The following is a 20,397-nucleotide window of genomic DNA, read 5'->3' on the forward strand; positions in this document are numbered from 1 at the left end:
ATTGAATTAAAGAACGCAAGCACTTTTTTTACATTTTTTTAAAAAATTTATCTCTTTTCATAGGGGGGCTGAACTGTTACGATTTTTTCAAGGAATTTTTTGCTGGGTTCACGAAGAGGATGGGGGCTGCCGATGGAATACATGATTAGATTGGCGTCGATAAACCAGGTAGGCGGCGTACTTATCGACATGAATACTTCCCCGCAAGGTATTCGGCTTCCCATTTCTGGTAATCTTCTGGGACAGGGACTTCAGGAAGCGAAAGGAGTCTATCGACAGCTTCGGCGACCTCGCGTTTCTTCTTGGTCTTCAGGTAGTATTCTTCAATGGCTTCACGGACGAGGGTGCCGAGCTTCTTATGATTCTCGGAGGCAATCTCTTCGAGGTCTTTTAACTGTTTGTCGGTCAGTAACACTTGAACTTTCTTCAAATATTTTGCAATATAAGCTCCCCATTATTATATTCTTTAAAAAAGAGTATAGCACAAATATTCTTTTGTCAAGAATATTTGCCAATGGACCTTACAAATAGTTCTCGGAAGCGCACGACTATTAGTGACAATGGAATATTCAGACTGGGTTGTCCTGCAGGATGTGACGCCAGAATACGTTCGCACGCATACCAATACTAAAGCTGAATTCACGGGGATCGAAGAGCTCGGTAAACGCCTTAATAGTCTATTCCCGAAAGGGTAATTCTTATAATCCCCCTCAATCCCCCTTTATAAAGGGGGATGAAGGGGGATTATTTCAATTTTTCCAGCGGTATATTGATCACTATCTCGATGGCGGAGATGTGTTTCGATGTTTTTGAAGGCATTCGCCTGCCTGATAACGCCCTATCGAGGACTAACTCTTTTGTGACCTTCTCCCCTTCTTTCCAGCCAATGACCTGAATATCTGGTGATTGGTAATCAACAAAAACGACTGGGATTTGAGTGCAGCCGATTCTCTTCAAGGCATGGAGCCGATGATGCCCGTCCAAAATAATATAAGTCTTCCTGTCTACAGCGATGGGCATTTTCAAGATGCCATCCGACAGGATCTCATTTTTCAATTCCTCCAGATAATCGGGCCGAATCTCTTCGTGTTCTTTCAATTCTTCTATTCTGACGAAAACAATATCATTCATTTCCTTCAAACCCAACACTACAAAATAAAAAAGGAGGAAGACGATTTAATTCATATCGCCTCCCTCCTGTCTTTTTACCTGAGAGATTATCCCTTTTGCGGGATTTGTCCCCTTCGGTGTCCAGCCCTGAGCAAAGTCGAAGGGCCGGATCTTTCCAGGATTGTCTTAAGTTACAGTCCTTTTGCCTGAGAGTTTCATTCCGCCTTTTGCGGAACTTGCCCCTTCGGCGCCCCCACCCTGAGCAAAAGTCGAAGGGCGAGGGTCTCTCCTGTAACCTTATAAAAACTCTGTTCTAAATATTGAGGAATGTCAAGAAGAATTTGAGACCCAAATCACATCCTTCTTAAAACCAGATCAATCATCAGCTCATTGGCCAGGCGGTGGAGGTCATTTCTCACTGAGTGGCAAGAGGAATGCTGATATTGGGGCTGTTTTTGGCATTACAATTCAGGCAGTGACCAATGCAGTCAGGGGTGTTGAGAAGAGGAGAGAAGGGGACAGGAGATTCAACTCAGAGTTGATGATGATAAAAGAGATCGTGGGAGGGGTAAAGCAAAGTGTATAATGTAGCTTTGACCCCAAGCCCTGGCCTTGCATCAATGCTGAAAAACGAAGAAGCCTTAGCGAAAGAGTATTGAGATTGAGTGCAGTTGTTCCAAACTGCAAATCCCATCAAGTAAGCGCTTTGCACGCTGTGAGCCGATGATGGGCTCTGCAAGGTCAAGAAATTTGTTATGCAACTGCGTTTCGGTTAAGGGATTAGACGGACTTCCCAAAGGCTGCTCCGACCGCTCCACATACTGTAGGCTTCCAACCTTCACAGTAACGGTACTCCGATACTGTTCCTTCTCAAAAAAAATCCTTTCAGCCTCCTGGTCCAACTCATAGATCACTTTACTGCCGATTCGGAGTGCTGCAGGATTCCGTAGGTTTTCTTCGGTTAACCACTGATACCCTGGAGGAATGCCCAATGCTACCATGCCGAGTGTGTAGGGGAGGCTGAATTGAGCATCTACCACGCTGGCCGGCTGACAATCCAAGAAATCTCGGAGGCGACTGAAGGAGGCTACATGGATCTTATCAACTCTATTCAAATCCACCCCATATCTTCCCCTTATCATGCAGAGCGCATCAAGCGTAGTGTGCATATACCTACAACAGGGATAAGGTTTGAACGAAGTTTGCAGAATTTGAGATTTTTCCCCTAAGGCTTCGGTCACAGCAGCGAAGTCACACTGATCGGACCCAGCCATAATCCAAAAGCCGGTGTCACCGTCCAAGATCGTCCGGCTAGCAATGTAACCTTTCTCTGCCATTAGGGCAGCCAAAACACCGCCCATTGACGCCCACCCGCAGTTATTCTTTACCCAACTCATGGGTCGTTCACCATGGCCGGATTTTAGTCCTGCAGGCACTCGACTGTTGGCACCAGCCAATCCAAAAGCAATTGTCGCTGTGTGCTCATCGAGGCCAAGGAGAGATGCGGCCGCAGTTACGGCACCGAAGGACTGAGCATTGAAGGCCCTCACCCTTCGATAACGTTCTGGCGATGGACGGATCGCCCAAGCGATGCGTCGGTAAACTTCATAACCTAAGATGACTGCCGTGATCAGTTCCTTGCCGGTGGCACCAATCCTTTCTGCAACTGCAATCGCAGGTGGCACGATGCACGCTCCTGGATGACCGATATCCGTATCGTCGTAATCAAGGACATTGGCCAAATGAGAATTGATGTATGATGCATGAAGGCATGGCACGGTCTGGCCTGTGAAAAAAATGGTTGATTCGGATTTCCCTCCCAATTCGGCCCACAGTTCCGCGGCGATTCGACCGGGTCTAATATGTGAGCCCCCGATGGAGCAGCCTACCGAATCGAGGATACAGAGTTTAGCAAAGGCAACGATTTCAGGTGGAATATCTTCGTATCTGGTCCGAACGATATAACTGCTAATCTCGGCTGTGGGGCCAGTGTGATTCTTTGGAACCATATTCCAGCTCAACCTCCTTTGACGGCTCGCACCTTCCGAGTGGCCTCCCTGTCAACTTTCCAGCCCCTTTCATCAGTGACGACGCCATAGTCAGTTTTAGCTGCTTGGGTGGAGACGAGGCCGTTCCGGATGTCCTCCTCGACTAGCGCTGGATCTCGATCCATTGGGTCGCCATACCCTCCACCGCCCGGGGTAAGGAGTTCCACGTAGCTACCCGGTTTTAGGATGACCTGCTGGCCTGAGATCTGGAAGGTCTCCCCATCAACATTGATGACACCTTTCGGGGCATCTTTCCCACCGAGGAGCCCAGGGACCGGATAGTGGAGGCGGCCTCCCTTAACGCTGGCAATGACATGGCTGGCCGGTGCAAGGTCACCATCTAACACCCGCACGACCACGTGCTGTCCAAAACCACCTCTGTACTTCCCCGCGCCTGCCGAGTCCTGGATGAGCTCTTTCTTCTCATAAATGACGGGCGCATCACCTTCCACGATCTCCACTGGCGTGGCAACCGTATTACTCGGAAAAGCCAGTGTGGAAACCCCGTCACAAGTGGGTCTGGCCCCCAGACCGCCTCGGGACACACAGAAGATCATGAACTGCCGGCCGGTCTGCAATTGGCCAGTGAATCTTGCGGCCCAAATCGGTGCGCCACCACACCCGGCGATCACCCGGTCGGGAGTCAAAGGGGCCAGAGTGCCAAAAACGATCTCAGGCAGGAACTGTCCCACATTGGTTCGCGAATTAACCGGTGCCGGGAAGCGGGCGTTAAGAATGGACCCCTCCGGCGCAATCACCTTTATCGGCCGGAGACCGCCCTCGTTATTGGGTACGAGAGGGCTGACAGCGCATTTTACGGCAAAGGTTGTATAGGAACGCGTATAGTTGAAGCAAACGTTGACCCCCCTAGAGATTTGCGGTGAGGAGCCTGTGTAGTCAATTACCACCTCGCCATCCTTCAGCTTCACGGCAATAGCGATCGTGATCGGCTTCTCATCGAACTTATCAATCATGACCTCACGACTGTAAGTACCTTCCGGCAACTGACTGATATTCCTTCGGACAGTAGCCTCCGTACGGCTGATGATCTCGCAACTTAGCTCCTGGACGTCTTCCATATTGTACTCCTCCAGAAGCCGACAGAGGCGGCTCGCCATCACGTCGTTAGCGGCCAACTGGGCCCGTAGGTCTCCAATGACATAGTCCGGGACACGAACATTGGCCCGGATCATCTTAAATAAGGTTTCGTTTGCGTGGCCCTCTTCGTAGAGCTTCAGGATAGGGATGAAGAGGCCCTCTTCAAAGACCTCCCTCGTCTCGGCAATGGCAATGCGACCGCCAATATCCATCTCATGGGCCGTACAAGTGGAGTAAGCCACGGGGCGTCCTCGAAAATAGATCGGCGTCACCACGGTGATATCGTTGAGGTGTCCTGTACATATCCACGGGTCGTTTGCGATAAGGACATCACCAGGCCTAAGCATCTCGGGTGGAAAGGTCCGGCCGATGATCTTCATGGCAATCGGCAAGGCCCCCAAGAAACCTGGCGTGCCAAAAGTAGATTGAGCCAGAAGATTGTACTCGGCATCGAAGAGTGCACATCCGTAGTCATTCGCATCTCGGACAATGGCCGAGAAGGCGGTCCGCACCAGAGCAGTCGCTGCTTCATCCACCATCGATGTCAGCCTCGTCCAGAGAATTTCCAGTCGCATGGGATCCATCTCACCCTTCATCTCATTTCCTCTTCAAGTGTAATGACGAGAGTGCCGTAGTCATCTACAGTGACCACACCACCCGACCCGACGATGGTGGTGGACTCGTGTTCTTCGATAATTGCTGGCCCAACCAATCGGCTCCCTGGCCCAAGAGAGTAACGATCGTAGACTAGGTGTTCCAAAAACCCTTTGTGGCGATCCGAGTATGCCATTCTCCGCCCTTTGGGCACCACATCTCCTTGACTGCCTCTCTCGAGCCGGAGCTTGTGCAGTCTTAGGAGCGGCGCAGCACTCTGCGCCACTAAACGCAGGTTCATCAGCTGTGCCTCAATGTCGGTATAGACACGGCCATAGAGGGACAAGTAAACCTTCTCGAACTGGTCCCGAATCGTTTCCTTTGATGGGATAAGGCCCCCGGATGGGACGGGTACATTTACGGAATAGTTCTGCCCCAGATAGCAGATATCGAAGGAACGACTGAAGGTCACCTGCGCCATCTTATCCGCCTTCAAGATAAACGTTCTTGCCTCCGATTCCATTTCTTTATACATTGCCTCCACTTGCTTCAGATTGAGGTCAGTAATTGGAGATCGATAAGTCCGCACGAGGTCGAATGACACGGGAGAAACGAGCAATCCGAAGGCTGAAGCAATGCCAGCTGAGGGAGGGATGAGGATCCGTTGGATGCCGAGCCGCTTCGCAAGTCCATAAGCGTGGACCGGACCAGCACCACCAAAGGCCACCAAGGTGAACTTGCTCGGATCCACTGCCTTCTCTGCCATGTGTATCCGTATGGCTGCGGCCATATTCTCAGTTACCAGTTCATGAATTCCCCATGCCGCCTTGACCAACGTCAAACCTAGGGGCAGCGCCACTTTTTCCAAAATGGCCTTTCGAGCAGCCTCATCGTCGAGACGCATCTGACCTCCTAGGAAGTAGTGTGCGTCCAGGTATCCAAGGACAAGGTCCGCATCGGATACAGTGGGTTCTTGGCCACCGAGTCCATAACAGGCCGGCCCTGGCTGGGCACCTGCACTCTCAGGCCCCACTCGCATCAGCCCCATCTCCTTGACCCGAGCAATACTTCCACCCCCGGCGCCGATCTCGACGAGATCAATAACAGGTATCCGCAATGGAATACCGCTCCCTCTCTTGAATCGGTGTACCCGAGCAACCTCGACGGTCAGAGACTTGTCAACTTTTCCCTGCCGTATCACACATCCTTTGGCTGTCGTCCCCCCCATATCGAAGGAGAGAAGATCCTCATAGCCTGCCAGCTTGCCCACATAAGCAGCGGCAATAGCCCCTGCGGCAGGACCCGACTCAACGATTCGAACGGGGAATTCCGTAGCTGTCTCAGCCGATGTCATGCCCCCGCTCGAGAGCATGATCAGGAGCTGTCCCTGGAAGCCGAGGTTCACCAATCCTTCGAGAAGCCTCGAAGTATAGCTCGCCGTAAGGGGTTTTACATAGGCATTGACAACGGTTGTTGTCGTCCGTTCATATTCCCGAACCTCTGGCAGCACCTCGCTGGATATGGAAACAGGGATATCTGGTGCAAGTTCGGCGAGCAATGCCTTCGCCTTCTTTTCATTGAACGGATTGGCATAGTTATGGAGAAAACAGACCGCAATCGACTCCACGTAATGCCGACGCAATTCCGCCAAGACCCGGGCCAGGTCATCTGCATCGAGGGGAATGATTATCTGACCATTGTGATAGGTCCTTTCGGTCACCTCCTGCCGCAGGTATCTTGGGACAAGCGGTTTGGGAAACTCGATAAAGATGTCGTAAATGTCGTAGCGCATCTCCCTGCCGATCTCTAGGACGTCGCGGAAACCCCTTGTGGTCAACAATCCTGTCCGCGCCCCCTTGCGCTCGATAATCGCATTGATCACTAGGGTCGTGCCATGGAGGATACTCTCAGTATCAAGAAGAAAACCTTTCCTCCGGCCTGCCAGGCGTTCCACTCCATCGAGCACTCCCTTGGAAGGGTCCGCAGGGGTGGTCAGGCACTTCTCCACCGCAATTTCTCCGGTGGCTTGGTCTATTAAGAAAAAGTCGGTAAATGTCCCGCCTATGTCGCAACCAAGCCTGTAACGCCCTTTTTCCGATGTCATACCAATATCCTCCTACACATCGCCTAAAATGATAAGTTCGCTTGCTTCTTCAGCGAAGACATAAGAAGACATAAAAGGTTTGCCTCAAGTCCTTGTTGATGCTGTAGCGATGAGGGATGAAATGTCTCCAAGGTGCTCCAAATCCTCCACCAACGCTTCGATCTTCTTGGCTTGTGCGGAGCTAACAAGACCTTCGACAAGATGCTCAAACTTTCCATGTAGTTCTTCTTTCGTAGGTGGATTCTCGGCGGAGCCACGGGCATACTCTACCAAAGCTGAGTGTTCAGTCCCATCCCTGCAAAGGATCCTCATCCGGCATGAGATGACCACTGGGGGCAAGTCTCCATGTAACATCCTGTCCAGTTCAGGGTCGGCTTCCACCCTCACTTTCTGAGCTAACGCGAGTACCTGCCGGTCCTGGATGCGAGTCGCACTGACCTGATCTCCATTCAGGCCAGTCCCGTCTATTAGGGTCACAGCCACAGTCCAGGGGATGCTGAATTGGGCGTCATAGGTGCTCCTCACAGGCCTATCACCCGCAACCTGTGCTGCCATCAACGGAACCCGAACCTCGATACGTTCCACTTCTTGGGGTTTCACAAGGGACGCCAGCCTTCGCGCCGCATCGATGCTCGTATGGACATACCGACAAGCGGGGTACAACTTAAAGGCGGTGCGTCTCAGCAGAAACTCCTCCCCAAGCTTATACGAAGTCCCACCGACATCGTAGTCCGTTCCGGCGTAGGTCGTGAAGAACCCGGATCCCTTAGCTTCGAGGGAAAGGCGAGCCGACGGCATACCGGCCTGTGCGAGGTATCCGATGGTAACCCCACTCGCAGAAGCTGTGCCGAGATAAAACTGCTTCGTCCGCAGCCCTTCAGCGGCGTAAGCCCTGATCCCAATGCCTGCTCCTGCGGCAAGCCCGATGGCACTCGCCGTGGCCTTTGCGTCGAGACCCAGGAGTTTGGCGACAGCGGCCGCAGGTCCAAAAGAGGCACAAACACCCTGAGGATAGAACCCCCGTTGCTGTAAGGAAAACTGGTTTACCGCTTTGTGGATCCGCCACATCACCTCATGGCCCGCCACAATGGCGACAATGACCTCTCTTCCACCAATTCCCTCCTTCTCAGCCACCGCAAGGACCGCTGGAAGGATGGCAGTTCCTCCCAGGGCATAGGTAAAATCCGAAGTCTCTGCACAAATCGCATTGGCCATAGCAGCCCCGGGGGCGGATGCCCGCTGGCAGATGGCCCAAGCTGTCGCATCTCCTCCTGAATGGCATTTCACCGCTCCTTTGGCGGCACGAGCGGTCATCTCATCGACGCCGCCAGAAATGGCACATCCCAAGATGTCGAGGAGACAGCTTTTGGCCAGCCCCACCACATCCTCGGGAAGATCCTCGTAGTTCAAGCGAGCCACGTAATCGGCGAGTTTCTCAGTTGCTGTCGGCGTCAAGTCCTTCTCCTTCAAATCAGTCTCCTCCGAGAAACGGTCTGATGGCATCCCTTCGGATATTGATCCCCAGAGGGCAATAGCAGCCTTTGCAACCTTTGCAGCGGTCAATCCCGAAGGCCCGGGCCTGCTCCCGCCGGTCGATCGTGTTTCGTGGGTCCAAGTGGAGGCGGGCCAACTGGACGAAAAAGTAAGGTCCAGCAAAATCTGGGCGAGACCAATCATATTCGGGACACTCGGCCAGGCAGCACAGGCACTCCGTACATTGGGCAAGCCTGTAAAAGACAGCCGGTGGTGAAAGGATCAACGGCTGGTTGGACATCAGGTCAAGAGGTATGTATAACTCCATGGTCCTCTTCTTTGCGAACAGATGACGGCGATCAATCACCAAGTCTCGGGCCACTGGCAAGTGCCTGATAGGACGGATCTCCGCCCCCTCGACCACTTTCGTAAGGCAGGCAACCCGTGAGCGGCCATTCATCTGGACAGCACACAAGCCACACCGTTTGAAGCGGCATCCATAGCTGAAGGCCAGTGTTGAATCGAAGTGATCATAAATGTCGATTAATGCTTGAAGTACTGTGCCGGAGGGGTATTTGGGTATCAAGTATTTGGCTATCCGGCCCCTTACCCTGTTTTCCCCTGACCGATAGATATGAACCGTCAATTGGTTCATCTCAGTTACACCTCTTGGGTTCAACACGCGTGGCCATCTGCCCCCTCTCTACCTGGACAATCACGTTACACAGCCAGCGGGAATCGTCGAGCTCCGGGTGGTCGATCCGAAGGTGCGACCCCCGCGTTTCGCCCCGGACCAAGGCAGAAAGCGTGATGGCTTTGGCCGTTGTCAGCATCATTGGGAGCTCCAGAGCGTCCCGAACCTCGCCATTGCAGATTCGAACAGGACTAGCCTGAAGGTCTTCCATCTCGGCCTCTATCGCCGAAAGCTGATTCAAGGCTTCTTTCAGCCCCTCCTCAGTCCTTACCAAACCGACCTTCTCCCACATGATCTTCTGAAGTCTTCGGTGAAGATCGACTGGCCTGTGCTGACCGCAGGCCCCAAAAAGGCCATTCAGGCGCTCCATCTCTTTATCAGCCTCGCCCTTGGCCAAAGAAGAGACCTCGTTTGCCAACCTCTTATCGCCCACCGACTTACCGACGCGCAGCCCCATAACGAGAGCCTCTGTGAGGCCTATTGCGGCGAGTCTGTTGCTGCCGTGGGTGCCACCCATGGCCTCACCCGCGACAAAAAGATTAGGCACAGCAGTTCTCCCCCACGAGTCTGCTCGGACGCCACCCATCTGGAAATGGGCTGTCGGAGCGACATCCCATGGCTCCTCTAATCGGTAGGCCCTTAACCCGTACGCTAACCTTACCTGGTCGAGGAGCCCGAGTCTACGACGCTCTTCATAAATCCTTCTATCCTCCTCACATTCCAGGTTAGGCGAAAGATCGAGTAGCAGCCCTCCATGCTCTGTGACGTTCCCCTTGTACATCTCTTGGGCAATGGCCCTGGAGAGTTGGGCCCGACTCATCCGGTTCACCTTTTCCAAAACGACTTTCCCCTGACCATTGAGCAGCCTCCCTCGGGGGCCAGCTATGGAGGCCTCTCCACACCTCACGCCTGCCAGCGCTACTGGATGGGTGAGGCCGAAAGGGAGAAACTGGACTTGCTCCATGTCGACGAGTTCTGCACCTGCGTCCAAGGCCAAGGCGTAGCCATCCCCCGTGGCGAAACGAACGACATCGGTATGAGGATAGAAGATCCAGCCCGCCCCCCCAGTGGCGATGACGACGCCCGCAGTGCCAAGGGAGACTGGATTCCCCGTCAGGTAGTTCAGGCCCACAATCCCCTCCACCTTGCCCATGGGCACGAGAATCCGAGTGGCAATGTGGTCTTCCAACACATCCACACCACTACAGGCGAGGGCGTCCCGGAGAGCTCGGGCCATAGATACTCCCTGGGCTGGACCGCTCAACAAGCTCCGAGGATGGCTGTGACCTCCTCGAGGGATTGACGATCCGGTGGCTCGGCCGTCCGCATCTCTGATAAACAGGTGTCCACACCCCTCCAGCACTGCAGCCGCTAGGACTGCGTTTTCGGCCACAACTCGTGCCAGTTCCTCATTATTAATATGATCTCCAGCCTCCAATATGTCATCCAGGAAACTTTGAGGGCTGTCTTCATCAGAGAGAACCGGAGCAGCCATGCCACCACCAGAGATACGTGTATTTCCGTAACCTGCTGGCTCTTTACTCAAAACGGCCACCCTTGCTCCTTTGGCCGCGGCCGAGACGGCAGCAACAGCCCCTGCAGCACCCGCTCCGATGATGACAACATCATAAGATCGCATGAGAGGCCTCAGGGATCAGTAACTCGCATAAGGGTGAGACATCGTCCAGCCGTTCAAGGCAAAGCACCGAATGGATCACTCTCTCCGCCTTCTCCAGCCCTAACACTTCTCCTGCCATCTCGTTGAACTTGCGTATGAGGGCTTCCCGGCCTGACCGATTTCCAGGTCCATCGGGAGGGTAATCCACGCTATGAAAGAACTTCTTTCCGCTCCGCATAAGAATCTCTACCGTAGAAGGAAGGCTTTTCGGATCCTTTTTGACGAATTGAAGTAGCTCCTCGCTAAGGACGGGCTTTACCCGAGAGGCCAAAGCCAGGATGCGCGGATCGGAAAGCTTCTTCTCCGAATACTGAGAAGGCCCTGCAGCTCCCTCATAAAGTGCCACGGCAACGGTGAACGGCAGGCTCATTTGGGCTTCAAGGATTGTCCTAGGTTGTTCTGGGTGGTCCGATACCCTCTCTCTACGCACATGACCGACTGTAATCTCAATGATCTCCTCCACGTCGATGGCATATGCTTTACGCAGTTGGAAGAGGGCCTCCAGCGTGGTATGGAGGGCGCTCCGGCAGGCATAGAGCTTGATTTGCGAGTTGAGAATTTCATACCCCTTACCCAGCCCTTCGGTCAGTTTCTCTGGAGTGGGGTCATCCGTGTATGCCCTCAGCAGGCCGCTTCGGCCCTCAAAGATGCTGGCTGGCCCGGTGAAGCCTGCGGCCGCCATGAAAGCAGCGAGGACGCCATGATGGGCTGCCAGCCCGGCATGGACGCGCTTGGTCATCGTACCATCCGCCCAATACTCCATGAGTCCTGAGGCACAGCTCCCTGCAATGCCGAGAGCACATACCAGACGTTCGGTATCTAACCCGAGGATGAACCCGGTGGCGAGGCTGGCACCAAAGGGTCCACATGTGCCGGTGGGATGGAAGCCCCGCAATCGGTGCCGCAATGGCACCAGTGCGGTTCCCACTCTGGCCACCACTTCGTAGCCTGCAACAAGGGCCAGCAGAACGATTTTGCCGCCCGCTCTCTTCGCCTGGCCCACCGCAAGAATGGCAGGAACCAAGGCCGCCGCCGGATGGGTGATCGACTCATTATGGACGTCATCGTAATCATAGGCATGAGCAGCTACTCCGTTCACCAAGGCGGCTAAATCGGCAGAGGTGGAGAGAGATGTCCCGAAGACCGCGCATGGCCCCGGTTGTGTGATCACGGTCCTGCTGGCTTTCGACCACGGGGCTGCCGCACCGAAGAGGGCAATCCCGATCGTGTCGAGAAAGAGATCCTTCGCCCTCTCTTTCACCTCTTCAGGAAGGGCTTCGAATCTGAGGTCAGCAGCAAACCTGGCAAAACTCTCAGCAGCAAAGGTCACAACTAATCACCATCCTTTCGATCAATTGGCTCCGATGCTAAGAATAGCTGATAGATCTGATATATCGGCCAGCCGTTCTAGACCATCGATGATATCGACCAGTTGCTCCACCTCATTCTTGGAGCGAGCCTTTTCAGCCAGAATTCGAAACTTTCCTCTCACCTCGTCACCAGTGAGCGGATAACGAGGACTCCCCTTTCCATGCTCGACTGTCTCGGTTAAAAGAGATCCATTGCGGTGGCGTACCTCTACTGTAACCTTGTGACGACCCTGAGTCCCAGCAATGCCAAGACAGTTGGCCGTTGTCATTTCGTCGACACCGAGAACGCGAGCTGCTGCCGCACCAGCGCTAAAGGTGCCGCAGGTTCCCGTTGGATGGAATCCGGCCACAAGGTGCGAAACCCCAACGCTCATGCCCACCCGGGCGGCTAACTCATAGCCAGCTACCACTGCTGTGAGTAGGTCAGCACCCGAAACATTTCTTTTCCCCTCAGCCACAGCAAGGGCTGCTGTAACGGTGGTGCTACCTGGGTGGACAATACCTCCCTTGTGCAGGTCATCGAGCTCAAAACCGTGAACCATCGTGCCATTCGCCAGGGCCGCATTGGCGGAAGGCACCTTAACCCCATGGCCCCATACGCTCGATTCCAGTACCCCGGCCTGGGCCTCAACGAAGCGCGCCATCAGTTGACCCCAAGGAAGGGCTGATCCGAAGAGACCGCAACCAATGGTGTCCAGAATACACAACTTTATGTGGTTGACGACTTCACCAGGTAGGTCGGAAAATTGGAGTTTCGACACAAAGGAAGCCAAGCGAAGTGTCTCTCCTTTAAAACTTCTTGTATCCATCCTCTCACCTCCACGTGAAGCTCTACGCTTCACATCCTCTGAAGTCTTGGATTTGCTATCTCCTCATAGCCCCGACCAATGAAAAAACCTGAGAGTATCAGAAGTACGATAGCCAGCCCTGGCGGCAGGACCCACCACCAGGCCTCTCGGATCATTTGAGCGATATAAGCCCAGTAGAGGATCTTTCCCCAGCTGATAAGCTGAGGGTCACCGTAACCTAGGAAAGCCACACTCGCCTCGGTCCCGATGGCCCAACCCATTGCCAAAGCTCCGTAGACAAAGGAGAGAGGAAGCACATTGGGCATGATGTGGACATAAAGGATCCGGAGGTCAGTGGCACCGGATATCTTAGCCGCCTCTACAAAACCCCTCTGCCTCAAGCTGATCACCTGGGAACGAATCACCCGCGCAGAAGTCCGCCAGGTAATGAGGACGATAGCCAGGATGATGTTGCTGAGGCTGGGGCCTAACAGGCTCACAAGAATGATCATAAAAGGTAGAAACGGTATGCCGTAAACGATGTCCGTTAGCCGCATCAGGATGTCATCGGTCCAGCCTCGGTAATAGCCTGAGAGGAGGCCGATGTTGGTCCCCAGGAAGGCGACGGCTAGAGCGGAGATTAACCCGACGAAGACCGAAACCCGCGAGCCAACGATCACCTGACTGAGGATATCACGGCTCATGTGGTCCGTGCCAAAGGGAGATCGCCACGAAGGACGCTCAAGACGTGCAAAGGTGCCATCTGCCCCCTTCAAACTTTTCATCGGGTCGTGGGGGGCGATGTGCGGTGCAAGGATTGCCAATATGACAAAAACACAAAAGATGCCAACGCCAATGGAGCCCATGGTATCGCTACGAATTGTCCTAAACAGTGAACTCAAGGAACTCCACCAAGGTGACGCCATCCGGTTGATTTGATTAAATTTCATGCTCATACGTACACCACTCTTGGATCGAGATAACCGTAGGAAAGATCTGCCAGAAAATTGAAAACGGTCACCAAGACGCCCATGAGTAAAAAACTGGCCTGGGCAATGGGGTAATCACTCCTTTGAATGGCAAGGACCATCTCAAGGCCCATGCCCGGCCAACGGAAAACCGTCTCTACCAAGATTTGTCCACCAATTGCAAAGCCCGCCATGATGGCCAATTGGGTTATAGTGGGCAGCAAAGCGTTGCGGACTCCGTGGTTTAGGATCACAACCCTTTCTGGAAGTCCTTTGGTTCTTGCCATCTCGATAAAGTCCTCACCCATAACCTCAAGCATGGAGCTGCGCATCACCAGGAGAGGGCTGGCTATGTAATAGGCTGCGGACACCAGTGCAGGAAGGGCGAGGTGGTGCAAGAAATCGAAGGAGATGAACTTCTGAAGACCTGTTCCCACATCCCGGCCTATGCCCCTCATTCCTCCGGACGGAAACCAATCAAGATGGAAGGAGAAGACCATAAGGGCCATGATGCCGGTCCAGAAGACGGGCATAGACCTCAGGATGAGAACAACCGTGAGGCTGAAGATTTCGGAACGCGTCCCTCGGTACCATGCCAAAACCGCGCCGCCGCCTACCCCGAGGAAAAAGGCGATAGCCATTGCTGCTGCCATTAACAGGGCCGTGTTGACCAGTTTGTCTGAGAGGACCCCCATCACCGGGAGCGAGTAATGAAAGGATCGCCCCAGGTCCAGGAGCAGGAGGCTTTTCATGTAGAGGAAGTACTGCACATAGAGCGGTTTGTCCAGTCCGAACTGCTCCATAAGGGACCGTCTTGCCTCAGGTGAGAAGCCAGCATCGATATAAACGGCAGTGGGATCGCCCGGAAGGAATCGGAACATCAAAAACAGGATCGAGGCTAAGACAAGCAGCGTCACCACCATGTGGGTGAGTCTTCGAATCACGAATCCTCGTATAGCTGCGGAACGGCCTCCTACACCCATAGATCCGTCATCCCTCCTAACCAAAGATATCCTCCCTCCTCACTTCCCCTACGGGTAGCAGATCCTGCCCTTAGAATCCCACTGGTAGCCTGCGGCCTTCAAGGTCTCTCTAGCCTTTTTCATGTCGTAGTCGAATTTCTCAACATTCGTATTGACCCATTCCTTGTTAGCGGGACCAATATACGTCGTTGCCGGGGCGCCATACACCATTAGGAGTTGATCCACGATGCGCTGCCTCGGAATGGCGTAAGAAAGGGCCCGGCGCACCGCTGGATCGTTGAACGGCTTGCGAAAAGTGTTATAGATGAACATGTATGGATAAATGTCCTCCACCACAGCCAATGTGATGTGAGCTTTGCCCTTTAGACGTTCAGCATGGACTGGCATCAACTTCCGTCCCTCGGCCACGTCAATCTCACCCTTTTCCAGAGACATCGCCATACCGTCGATGCTCGTGTATTGGACCCTCAGAACGCCGTCGACCTTGGGAGGTTGGAAGTGAGCCTCGAACCGATTCAACAGAAGCTCTTCCCCCTTTCGATGGTAGGCGAATTTGAAGGGGCCACTGCCGATCGGCTTTTCATTGGCAAAATCCTGGGCCCTTGAGAGTCCGAGCTTCGATGGGACATCTTTCCAAATGTGCTTGGGTAAGATGTAGAGCTCGGCAAGTACCGCCGGCACGAAGGCAGCAAACGGCTCCTTAAGAATGAACCGCATGGTATGTTGATCAATCACCTTGATCTCTTTGATACGGTCCACCTTAGTCATGGCCCAGCCTGACTTTTGGTCCCTATAGTATTCATAGGAAAACTTCACATCCTCCGTGGTCACTGGCTGGCCATCGTGAAACTTCATGTCGGGTCGAAGTCGTACTTCGTAGGTCAGCGGGTCGATGATCTTCAAATCCTCGGCTGCCCATTTCTGTGGCATGCCTTTCTCATCGATTCGGAACAGCATATCGTATATCAGTCGAATCGTATAATGGTCGATGGCGGTAACCCAGTTCAGGGGGTTAAGGGAGGCGAGGGCACTCGGGACACCCCAACGAAGGGTCTTGCGACTCGTTTTTGGCTCGAAGGTCATCATGCTGGGAAAGGAATTAAATCCTTCGCCAGGTTGACTGACGGCGCCGCCGAAGTCTCGACTGTTATAGGGAAAGATCTGGTGCTTTAATACGATGGGTGTTACACCTTGTTCTCTCATCACGAGAGCCTGAGCATCTATCACAGCCTTCTTCCGCTCTCCGAGGGTTGTTGCTGTACGCTGCTTCTCCGCTAGTTTATCCATTTCTGGATTCTTATAACCGCCGTTCAGCCCACCTTCCTGTATCTGTGAGGAATGGAGCAACGAGAAGACGAAAAAGTCTGGGTCGAGACGCTGGGACTGACCAACCCAGAGGATCGGATAGACATCGAAATCCCTTGGCATTTGCGCAAGGGCGCGCGCACTGATCCGGGCCCAGGCCAGAGGGGTGACCGAAATGTCGAAACCCAACTCCCGCCACGACTCAGCCACTATTTGAACCATGTCGTACCGGAAGACATCTTCAGCAGGGGTGTGGACCAGGACCTCGATCCTTTGCACTGGTGTTTGTGCCTTTGCGAACCCTCCAATACCCGTTACCGCAAAAACTGCACAGAAAAATGTGATGAATACATGTTTTGATAGAATGGCTTTCATCTTGTTGTCTCCTTTCTTTGTGATTGTCTTGGGGTTCATGCCTTTAAGCATAGGTCCATCAGTTCTGTCACGTCAGACAGTCTCTCCAGCCTTTCCACCATCTCAACTACTCGAATTGCAGAACCACCACGGAGCTTCGGCGAAACATTTTCCAGGAACTTCGTCCGGATCTCTGGCCATCCTGCCAACTCCTCCCGTTCCCTCCGTGCTTCCAGGATGCGGCCATCCTTCATCCTTATCTTTAACCAGCCTGGAAATCGCACCGGATCTAATGTCTCATCAACGAAGTAGCTCGTTCTCTTGGCTAACCCAAGGACTTGTTTGTCACTTATAACAGCTGGCTCGAATTCCTGCATCGTCAGTCTGCCCCGGCTAAGAGCGGCAGCCACACAGTAGGGCAAACTGAATTTAGCCGCATAACCGTCCCGCGGTTGCTGCTTCTCTATCCACGGCTCACAGACCAGGGGGGGTGCCAATCGGTCAACCCCGCACTGAACTTCAGCAATCTCAGACCCTTTGATCCCCTGCTGTGCCTGAATTCCCAGGGCTAACCCGACGTGTATCTGGTTTCGGTGGCAGCAGGGAAACCTCTTTGCAGCAATGGAAAGGGTCTGCCACTCCTCGCCCAAACCCTTCGTCAACTGATCAAGATCGTAGTTGCCCTCACCGAGATGGGACCGATAAAGGCCCGCTTTCCCTTCAAAGACGGTCCGGGGACCGCTGAACCCTTTCTTTGCCAGCTCGGCAGCGATAATGCCCCCGTGGGCCGCCCATCCCGGCCCAATACGCTTCCCCCATGTCCCCTCTGCCATGTACTCGAATAAGCCCGATGCCATCCCACCCGCTATCCCCAGGGCCCACGCCGAACGCTCCACATCCAAGCCCAAGAGCTTCCCAGCAACAAGTGCAGCGGCGAAACCGCCGCAAAGGGTTGTCGGATGGATACCCCTCTGGTGAAAACCAGCTGCACTCACGCCTGACATACCAATCCGGGTCACTGTTTCAAGACCCACCACAACCGCCTCTAGGGTAGACCGGCCGTCCGAAACAATGGCCTCGGAAACAGCCAGGGCTGCTGGAACCACGGAAGCGCTCGGGTGCAACCGGCTACCTCCATGCGTATCGTCGTAGTCCGCGCCATGGGCGAGACTTCCATTGACAAGGGCCGCATTGACCTTGGGCACTTTAGCACCCCATCCGATCACGGTCGACTCTTTCTTACCATCCATCCCGAGCACGACGTCCGCCACCATGGCAGCAAAGTCGAAGTGAGCCGATGCCAGGCATACACCAAGTGTATCGAGGATGCATCCCTTCGCCCTCAGACGCACTGCCTCGGGGATCTGTTCCAACTTCAGGCTTAATCCGAATTCGCTTATCTGCTCGGCCACGCTCATCTTCGCCCTCAGTTTCCCGTTGGTCTTTCCTCAGCTCCATGGGTTTCTTGACCCTCATATTGGAAGCAGGCGGTATAATGATCAGGGCCAACCGGATAGAGATGAGGGTCGTCGCGTCTGCAGCGAAGCTCAACCTGCAAACAGCGGTCTTGAAAGCGACAACCATCTGGCAGGTTTATCGGGCTTGGAACCGTATCTCCGATGTCGATCTGTTTCCATTCGTAGTCAGGGTCGGGCACAGGGACGGCGGACACAAGGGCCTGCGTATAGGGGTGTTTCGGCTCTTCAATGATACGATCGGTAGGACCGATTTCCATCACCCTTCCAAGATACATTACAGCAGCCCGCTCGCACATATACCGGATAAGGCTGAGGTCATGAGAGATATACACCGAGGTCAGCCCATAGGTGTAAGTGACATGCCGCATAAGGTTCAGGATCCCAGCCCTCACGGATACGTCGAGCATCGATACCGGTTCGTCTGCCACAACGAATTCAGGATGCAGTACCAAAGCTCTGGCAATAACCGCTCGCTGGAGTTGTCCACCACTCAGTTTGTGGGGAAACTGGTCTGCGTACCTTTCCGGTGGCTCCAGATTAACGTCCCGCAATGCCTGTAGTGCCAGGTCAACCCGCTCCTGATGATTCCCGATGCCGTGAATGATCAGCGGTTCCACGACAGAACGCAGAATGGTGAATCTGGGGTTCAGTGCCTCATAAGGGTTTTGCATCGTCAACTGGGCCTTTCGCCTGAAGGTACGTACGCCGCCGGGGTTGAGCTGGCTGATATCAATACCGTCGAAGGTCACCCTGCCGGCCGTAGGTTCGATCAACTTGAGCAAGAGGCGGGCGGTGGTGGTCTTTCCACAGCCGGACTCGCCAGCTAGACCCAGTGAACCATGGCGTCGGATAGAGAAAGAGACTCCGTCAACCGCCTTTAAAATCTGCTCGGATCGCCCCACAAGCGACGAAAAAAGTCCACCTCTCCCGACAGGGAAATGCTTGACCAACCTTTTCACCTCGATCAAAGGCGCCTGGTTCACGAGGGGGTTACCCGTTGCCACGTCTCCACCTCCTGCGCCTTCAACCGCATCTCATTTACAGTGTCCTTCCGGATACAGGCCACCCTGTGACCGCTAGCTACCTCTTCCAATGGGGGGATCACGTCGCGGCACTTCCCATATCGGAAGGGACAACGATCCGCAAAGGGACATCCTTCAACTGGTGTAAGCATGTCGGGTGGGTCGCCCGGGATTGAGACCAAACGATCTGCCGGCTCGGTCAGGTTCGGAAAAGCGTTCTTAAGCCCCATGGTATAGGGATGATGCGGACGTTTAAAGACGTCCCGGGTAGGACCGGTTTCGACCACTCGACCCGCGTACATGACAATGACCGCATCGCAGGTCTGGGCAATGACAGACATATCATGAGTAATCATCATTACAGTGATATTCATTTCCTGCTGCAGGCACTTGAAAATTTTGAGCACCCGGTCTTGTACTATGACGTCAAGAGCAGTCACTGGTTCATCTGCAATGATGAAACTTGGCTTCAAGGCGATGGCCATAGCGATAATGGCCCGCTGCTTCATCCCACCGCTTAGCTCGTGAGGATAGGAACGTAACCGACTCGGATCGAGCCCCACCTCATTGAACAACTCTGCCGCCCGGGCAATCGCTACTGAACGTGTCAGGCCACCTCTCCTAGTCAATACTTCAAGCATCTGATCCTCGATGCAATAGACAGGGTCGAGGCTATTCATCGCGGATTGGGGCACTACGGCAATTTCGGTCCACCGCAAGAGCCGCATCTCCTTTTCCGTTAACCTCGTCAGGTCGCGACCCTTAAACATGATCCCCTGAGCAGTCATATAACCATTGCGAGGGAGGACACGGATGATGGAACGGCCTACTGTTGTCTTACCACAGCCTGATTCGCCGACAAGCCCAACCATCGAGCCAGCTTCGATGCCGAATGACACGCCGTCCACAGCCCGAACAAGACCTTCTTGAACTTTATAGAATGTTTTAAGAGCTCGAACTTCGAGTAATCTCATAGCATCCTTTTTTTCATGAAGTCTCTTTTGGAAGATCCATAGAAATTTTCCTATGAGCCCAAATGTCAGTTGGATCTATAAATATCAACGACTTACGGATTCTTACGTGCCATACTTTCTCAAAGTTTTCAGAGGTGTTCTTTAAACTCATAACCAGCCGCAGCGGTTTTTGTGCGCATAACATGTTGAATTTAGATGGCCTAATAGGTGATTGCGCTGATTCGTCCATGCCGAAAAAGACATTGACAAGCAGTCATTTTCCTGATAAAGTATTGCATATAAATCCAATGCCTGAATATTTTTGCAATACTTTATCAGGAGCCTGCCATGCCATACGGTCCCAAGCCAAGCCAACG

General features: G+C 53.6%; 15 protein-coding genes, 1 pseudogene and 2 riboswitches. All 16 genes and pseudogenes read right to left on the minus strand.

Annotated features, from left to right (window positions below):
• Positions 1-181 precede the first annotated feature (181 nt).
• Positions 182-430 carry a hypothetical protein gene (locus QME66_09380; GenBank protein ID MDI6809177.1) on the minus strand — a complete coding sequence of 83 codons (249 nt, stop codon included), beginning with the start codon at positions 428-430 and terminating at the stop codon, positions 182-184.
• A gap of 314 nt (positions 431-744) precedes the next feature.
• Complete coding sequence (locus QME66_09385; GenBank protein MDI6809178.1) at positions 745-1,131, minus strand: ParB N-terminal domain-containing protein; 387 nt, start codon at positions 1,129-1,131, stop codon at positions 745-747.
• A 59-nt stretch (positions 1,132-1,190) separates the two neighbouring features.
• A riboswitch (glycine riboswitch) is annotated at positions 1,191-1,294 on the minus strand.
• A riboswitch (glycine riboswitch) is annotated at positions 1,295-1,412 on the minus strand.
• 339 nt (positions 1,413-1,751) lie between these two features.
• Complete coding sequence (locus tag QME66_09390) at positions 1,752-3,119, minus strand: MmgE/PrpD family protein (protein MDI6809179.1); 1,368 nt, start codon at positions 3,117-3,119, stop codon at positions 1,752-1,754.
• Positions 3,120-3,127: 8 nt separating this feature from the next.
• Positions 3,128-4,852 carry a hydantoinase B/oxoprolinase family protein gene (locus QME66_09395; GenBank protein MDI6809180.1) on the minus strand — a complete coding sequence of 575 codons (1,725 nt, stop codon included), beginning with the start codon at positions 4,850-4,852 and terminating at the stop codon, positions 3,128-3,130.
• Positions 4,849-6,954, minus strand: coding sequence for a hydantoinase/oxoprolinase family protein (locus QME66_09400; protein MDI6809181.1), 2,106 nt, complete (start codon positions 6,952-6,954; stop codon positions 4,849-4,851). The genes QME66_09395 and QME66_09400 overlap by 4 nt, the downstream gene beginning before the upstream one ends.
• Positions 6,955-7,038: 84 nt before the next feature.
• Positions 7,039-8,424, minus strand: coding sequence for an MmgE/PrpD family protein (locus QME66_09405; GenBank protein ID MDI6809182.1), 1,386 nt, complete (start codon positions 8,422-8,424; stop codon positions 7,039-7,041).
• 659 nt (positions 8,425-9,083) lie between these two features.
• Positions 9,084-10,760: an FAD-dependent oxidoreductase gene (locus QME66_09410; GenBank protein MDI6809183.1), complete on the minus strand. Its 1,677-nt coding sequence runs from the start codon at positions 10,758-10,760 to the stop codon at positions 9,084-9,086.
• Positions 10,747-12,129: an MmgE/PrpD family protein gene (locus QME66_09415; GenBank protein MDI6809184.1), complete on the minus strand. Its 1,383-nt coding sequence runs from the start codon at positions 12,127-12,129 to the stop codon at positions 10,747-10,749. Before QME66_09415 ends, QME66_09410 begins: the two co-directional genes overlap by 14 nt.
• A 21-nt stretch (positions 12,130-12,150) precedes the next feature.
• Positions 12,151-12,978, minus strand: a complete 828-nt coding sequence (locus QME66_09420; protein ID MDI6809185.1) for an MmgE/PrpD family protein — start codon at positions 12,976-12,978, stop codon at positions 12,151-12,153.
• 29 nt (positions 12,979-13,007) lie between these two features.
• The gene (locus tag QME66_09425) at positions 13,008-13,661 is read right to left on the minus strand and encodes an ABC transporter permease (GenBank protein ID MDI6809186.1); all 654 of its coding nucleotides are present in this window, start codon (positions 13,659-13,661) and stop codon (positions 13,008-13,010) included.
• Positions 13,662-13,748: 87 nt separating this feature from the next.
• Positions 13,749-13,883: pseudogene (locus QME66_09430) on the minus strand (ABC transporter permease).
• A gap of 26 nt (positions 13,884-13,909) precedes the next feature.
• Positions 13,910-14,869, minus strand: a complete 960-nt coding sequence (locus QME66_09435; protein ID MDI6809187.1) for an ABC transporter permease — start codon at positions 14,867-14,869, stop codon at positions 13,910-13,912.
• An 87-nt stretch (positions 14,870-14,956) separates the two neighbouring features.
• The gene (locus QME66_09440; GenBank protein MDI6809188.1) at positions 14,957-16,588 is read right to left on the minus strand and encodes an ABC transporter substrate-binding protein; all 1,632 of its coding nucleotides are present in this window, start codon (positions 16,586-16,588) and stop codon (positions 14,957-14,959) included.
• Positions 16,589-16,623: 35 nt separating this feature from the next.
• Positions 16,624-17,985 carry an MmgE/PrpD family protein gene (locus QME66_09445; GenBank protein ID MDI6809189.1) on the minus strand — a complete coding sequence of 454 codons (1,362 nt, stop codon included), beginning with the start codon at positions 17,983-17,985 and terminating at the stop codon, positions 16,624-16,626.
• An 8-nt stretch (positions 17,986-17,993) separates the two neighbouring features.
• On the minus strand, positions 17,994-19,049 hold the full coding sequence (locus QME66_09450; protein ID MDI6809190.1) for an ABC transporter ATP-binding protein: 1,056 nt from the start codon (positions 19,047-19,049) through the stop codon (positions 17,994-17,996).
• Positions 19,025-20,041 carry an ABC transporter ATP-binding protein gene (locus tag QME66_09455; protein ID MDI6809191.1) on the minus strand — a complete coding sequence of 339 codons (1,017 nt, stop codon included), beginning with the start codon at positions 20,039-20,041 and terminating at the stop codon, positions 19,025-19,027. Before QME66_09455 ends, QME66_09450 begins: the two co-directional genes overlap by 25 nt.
• Positions 20,042-20,397: the final 356 nt, after the last annotated feature.

It is taken from the genome of Candidatus Eisenbacteria bacterium, from assembly GCA_030017955.1.
In the GTDB taxonomy this organism is placed as follows: domain Bacteria; phylum Eisenbacteria; class RBG-16-71-46; order JASEGR01; family JASEGR01; genus JASEGR01.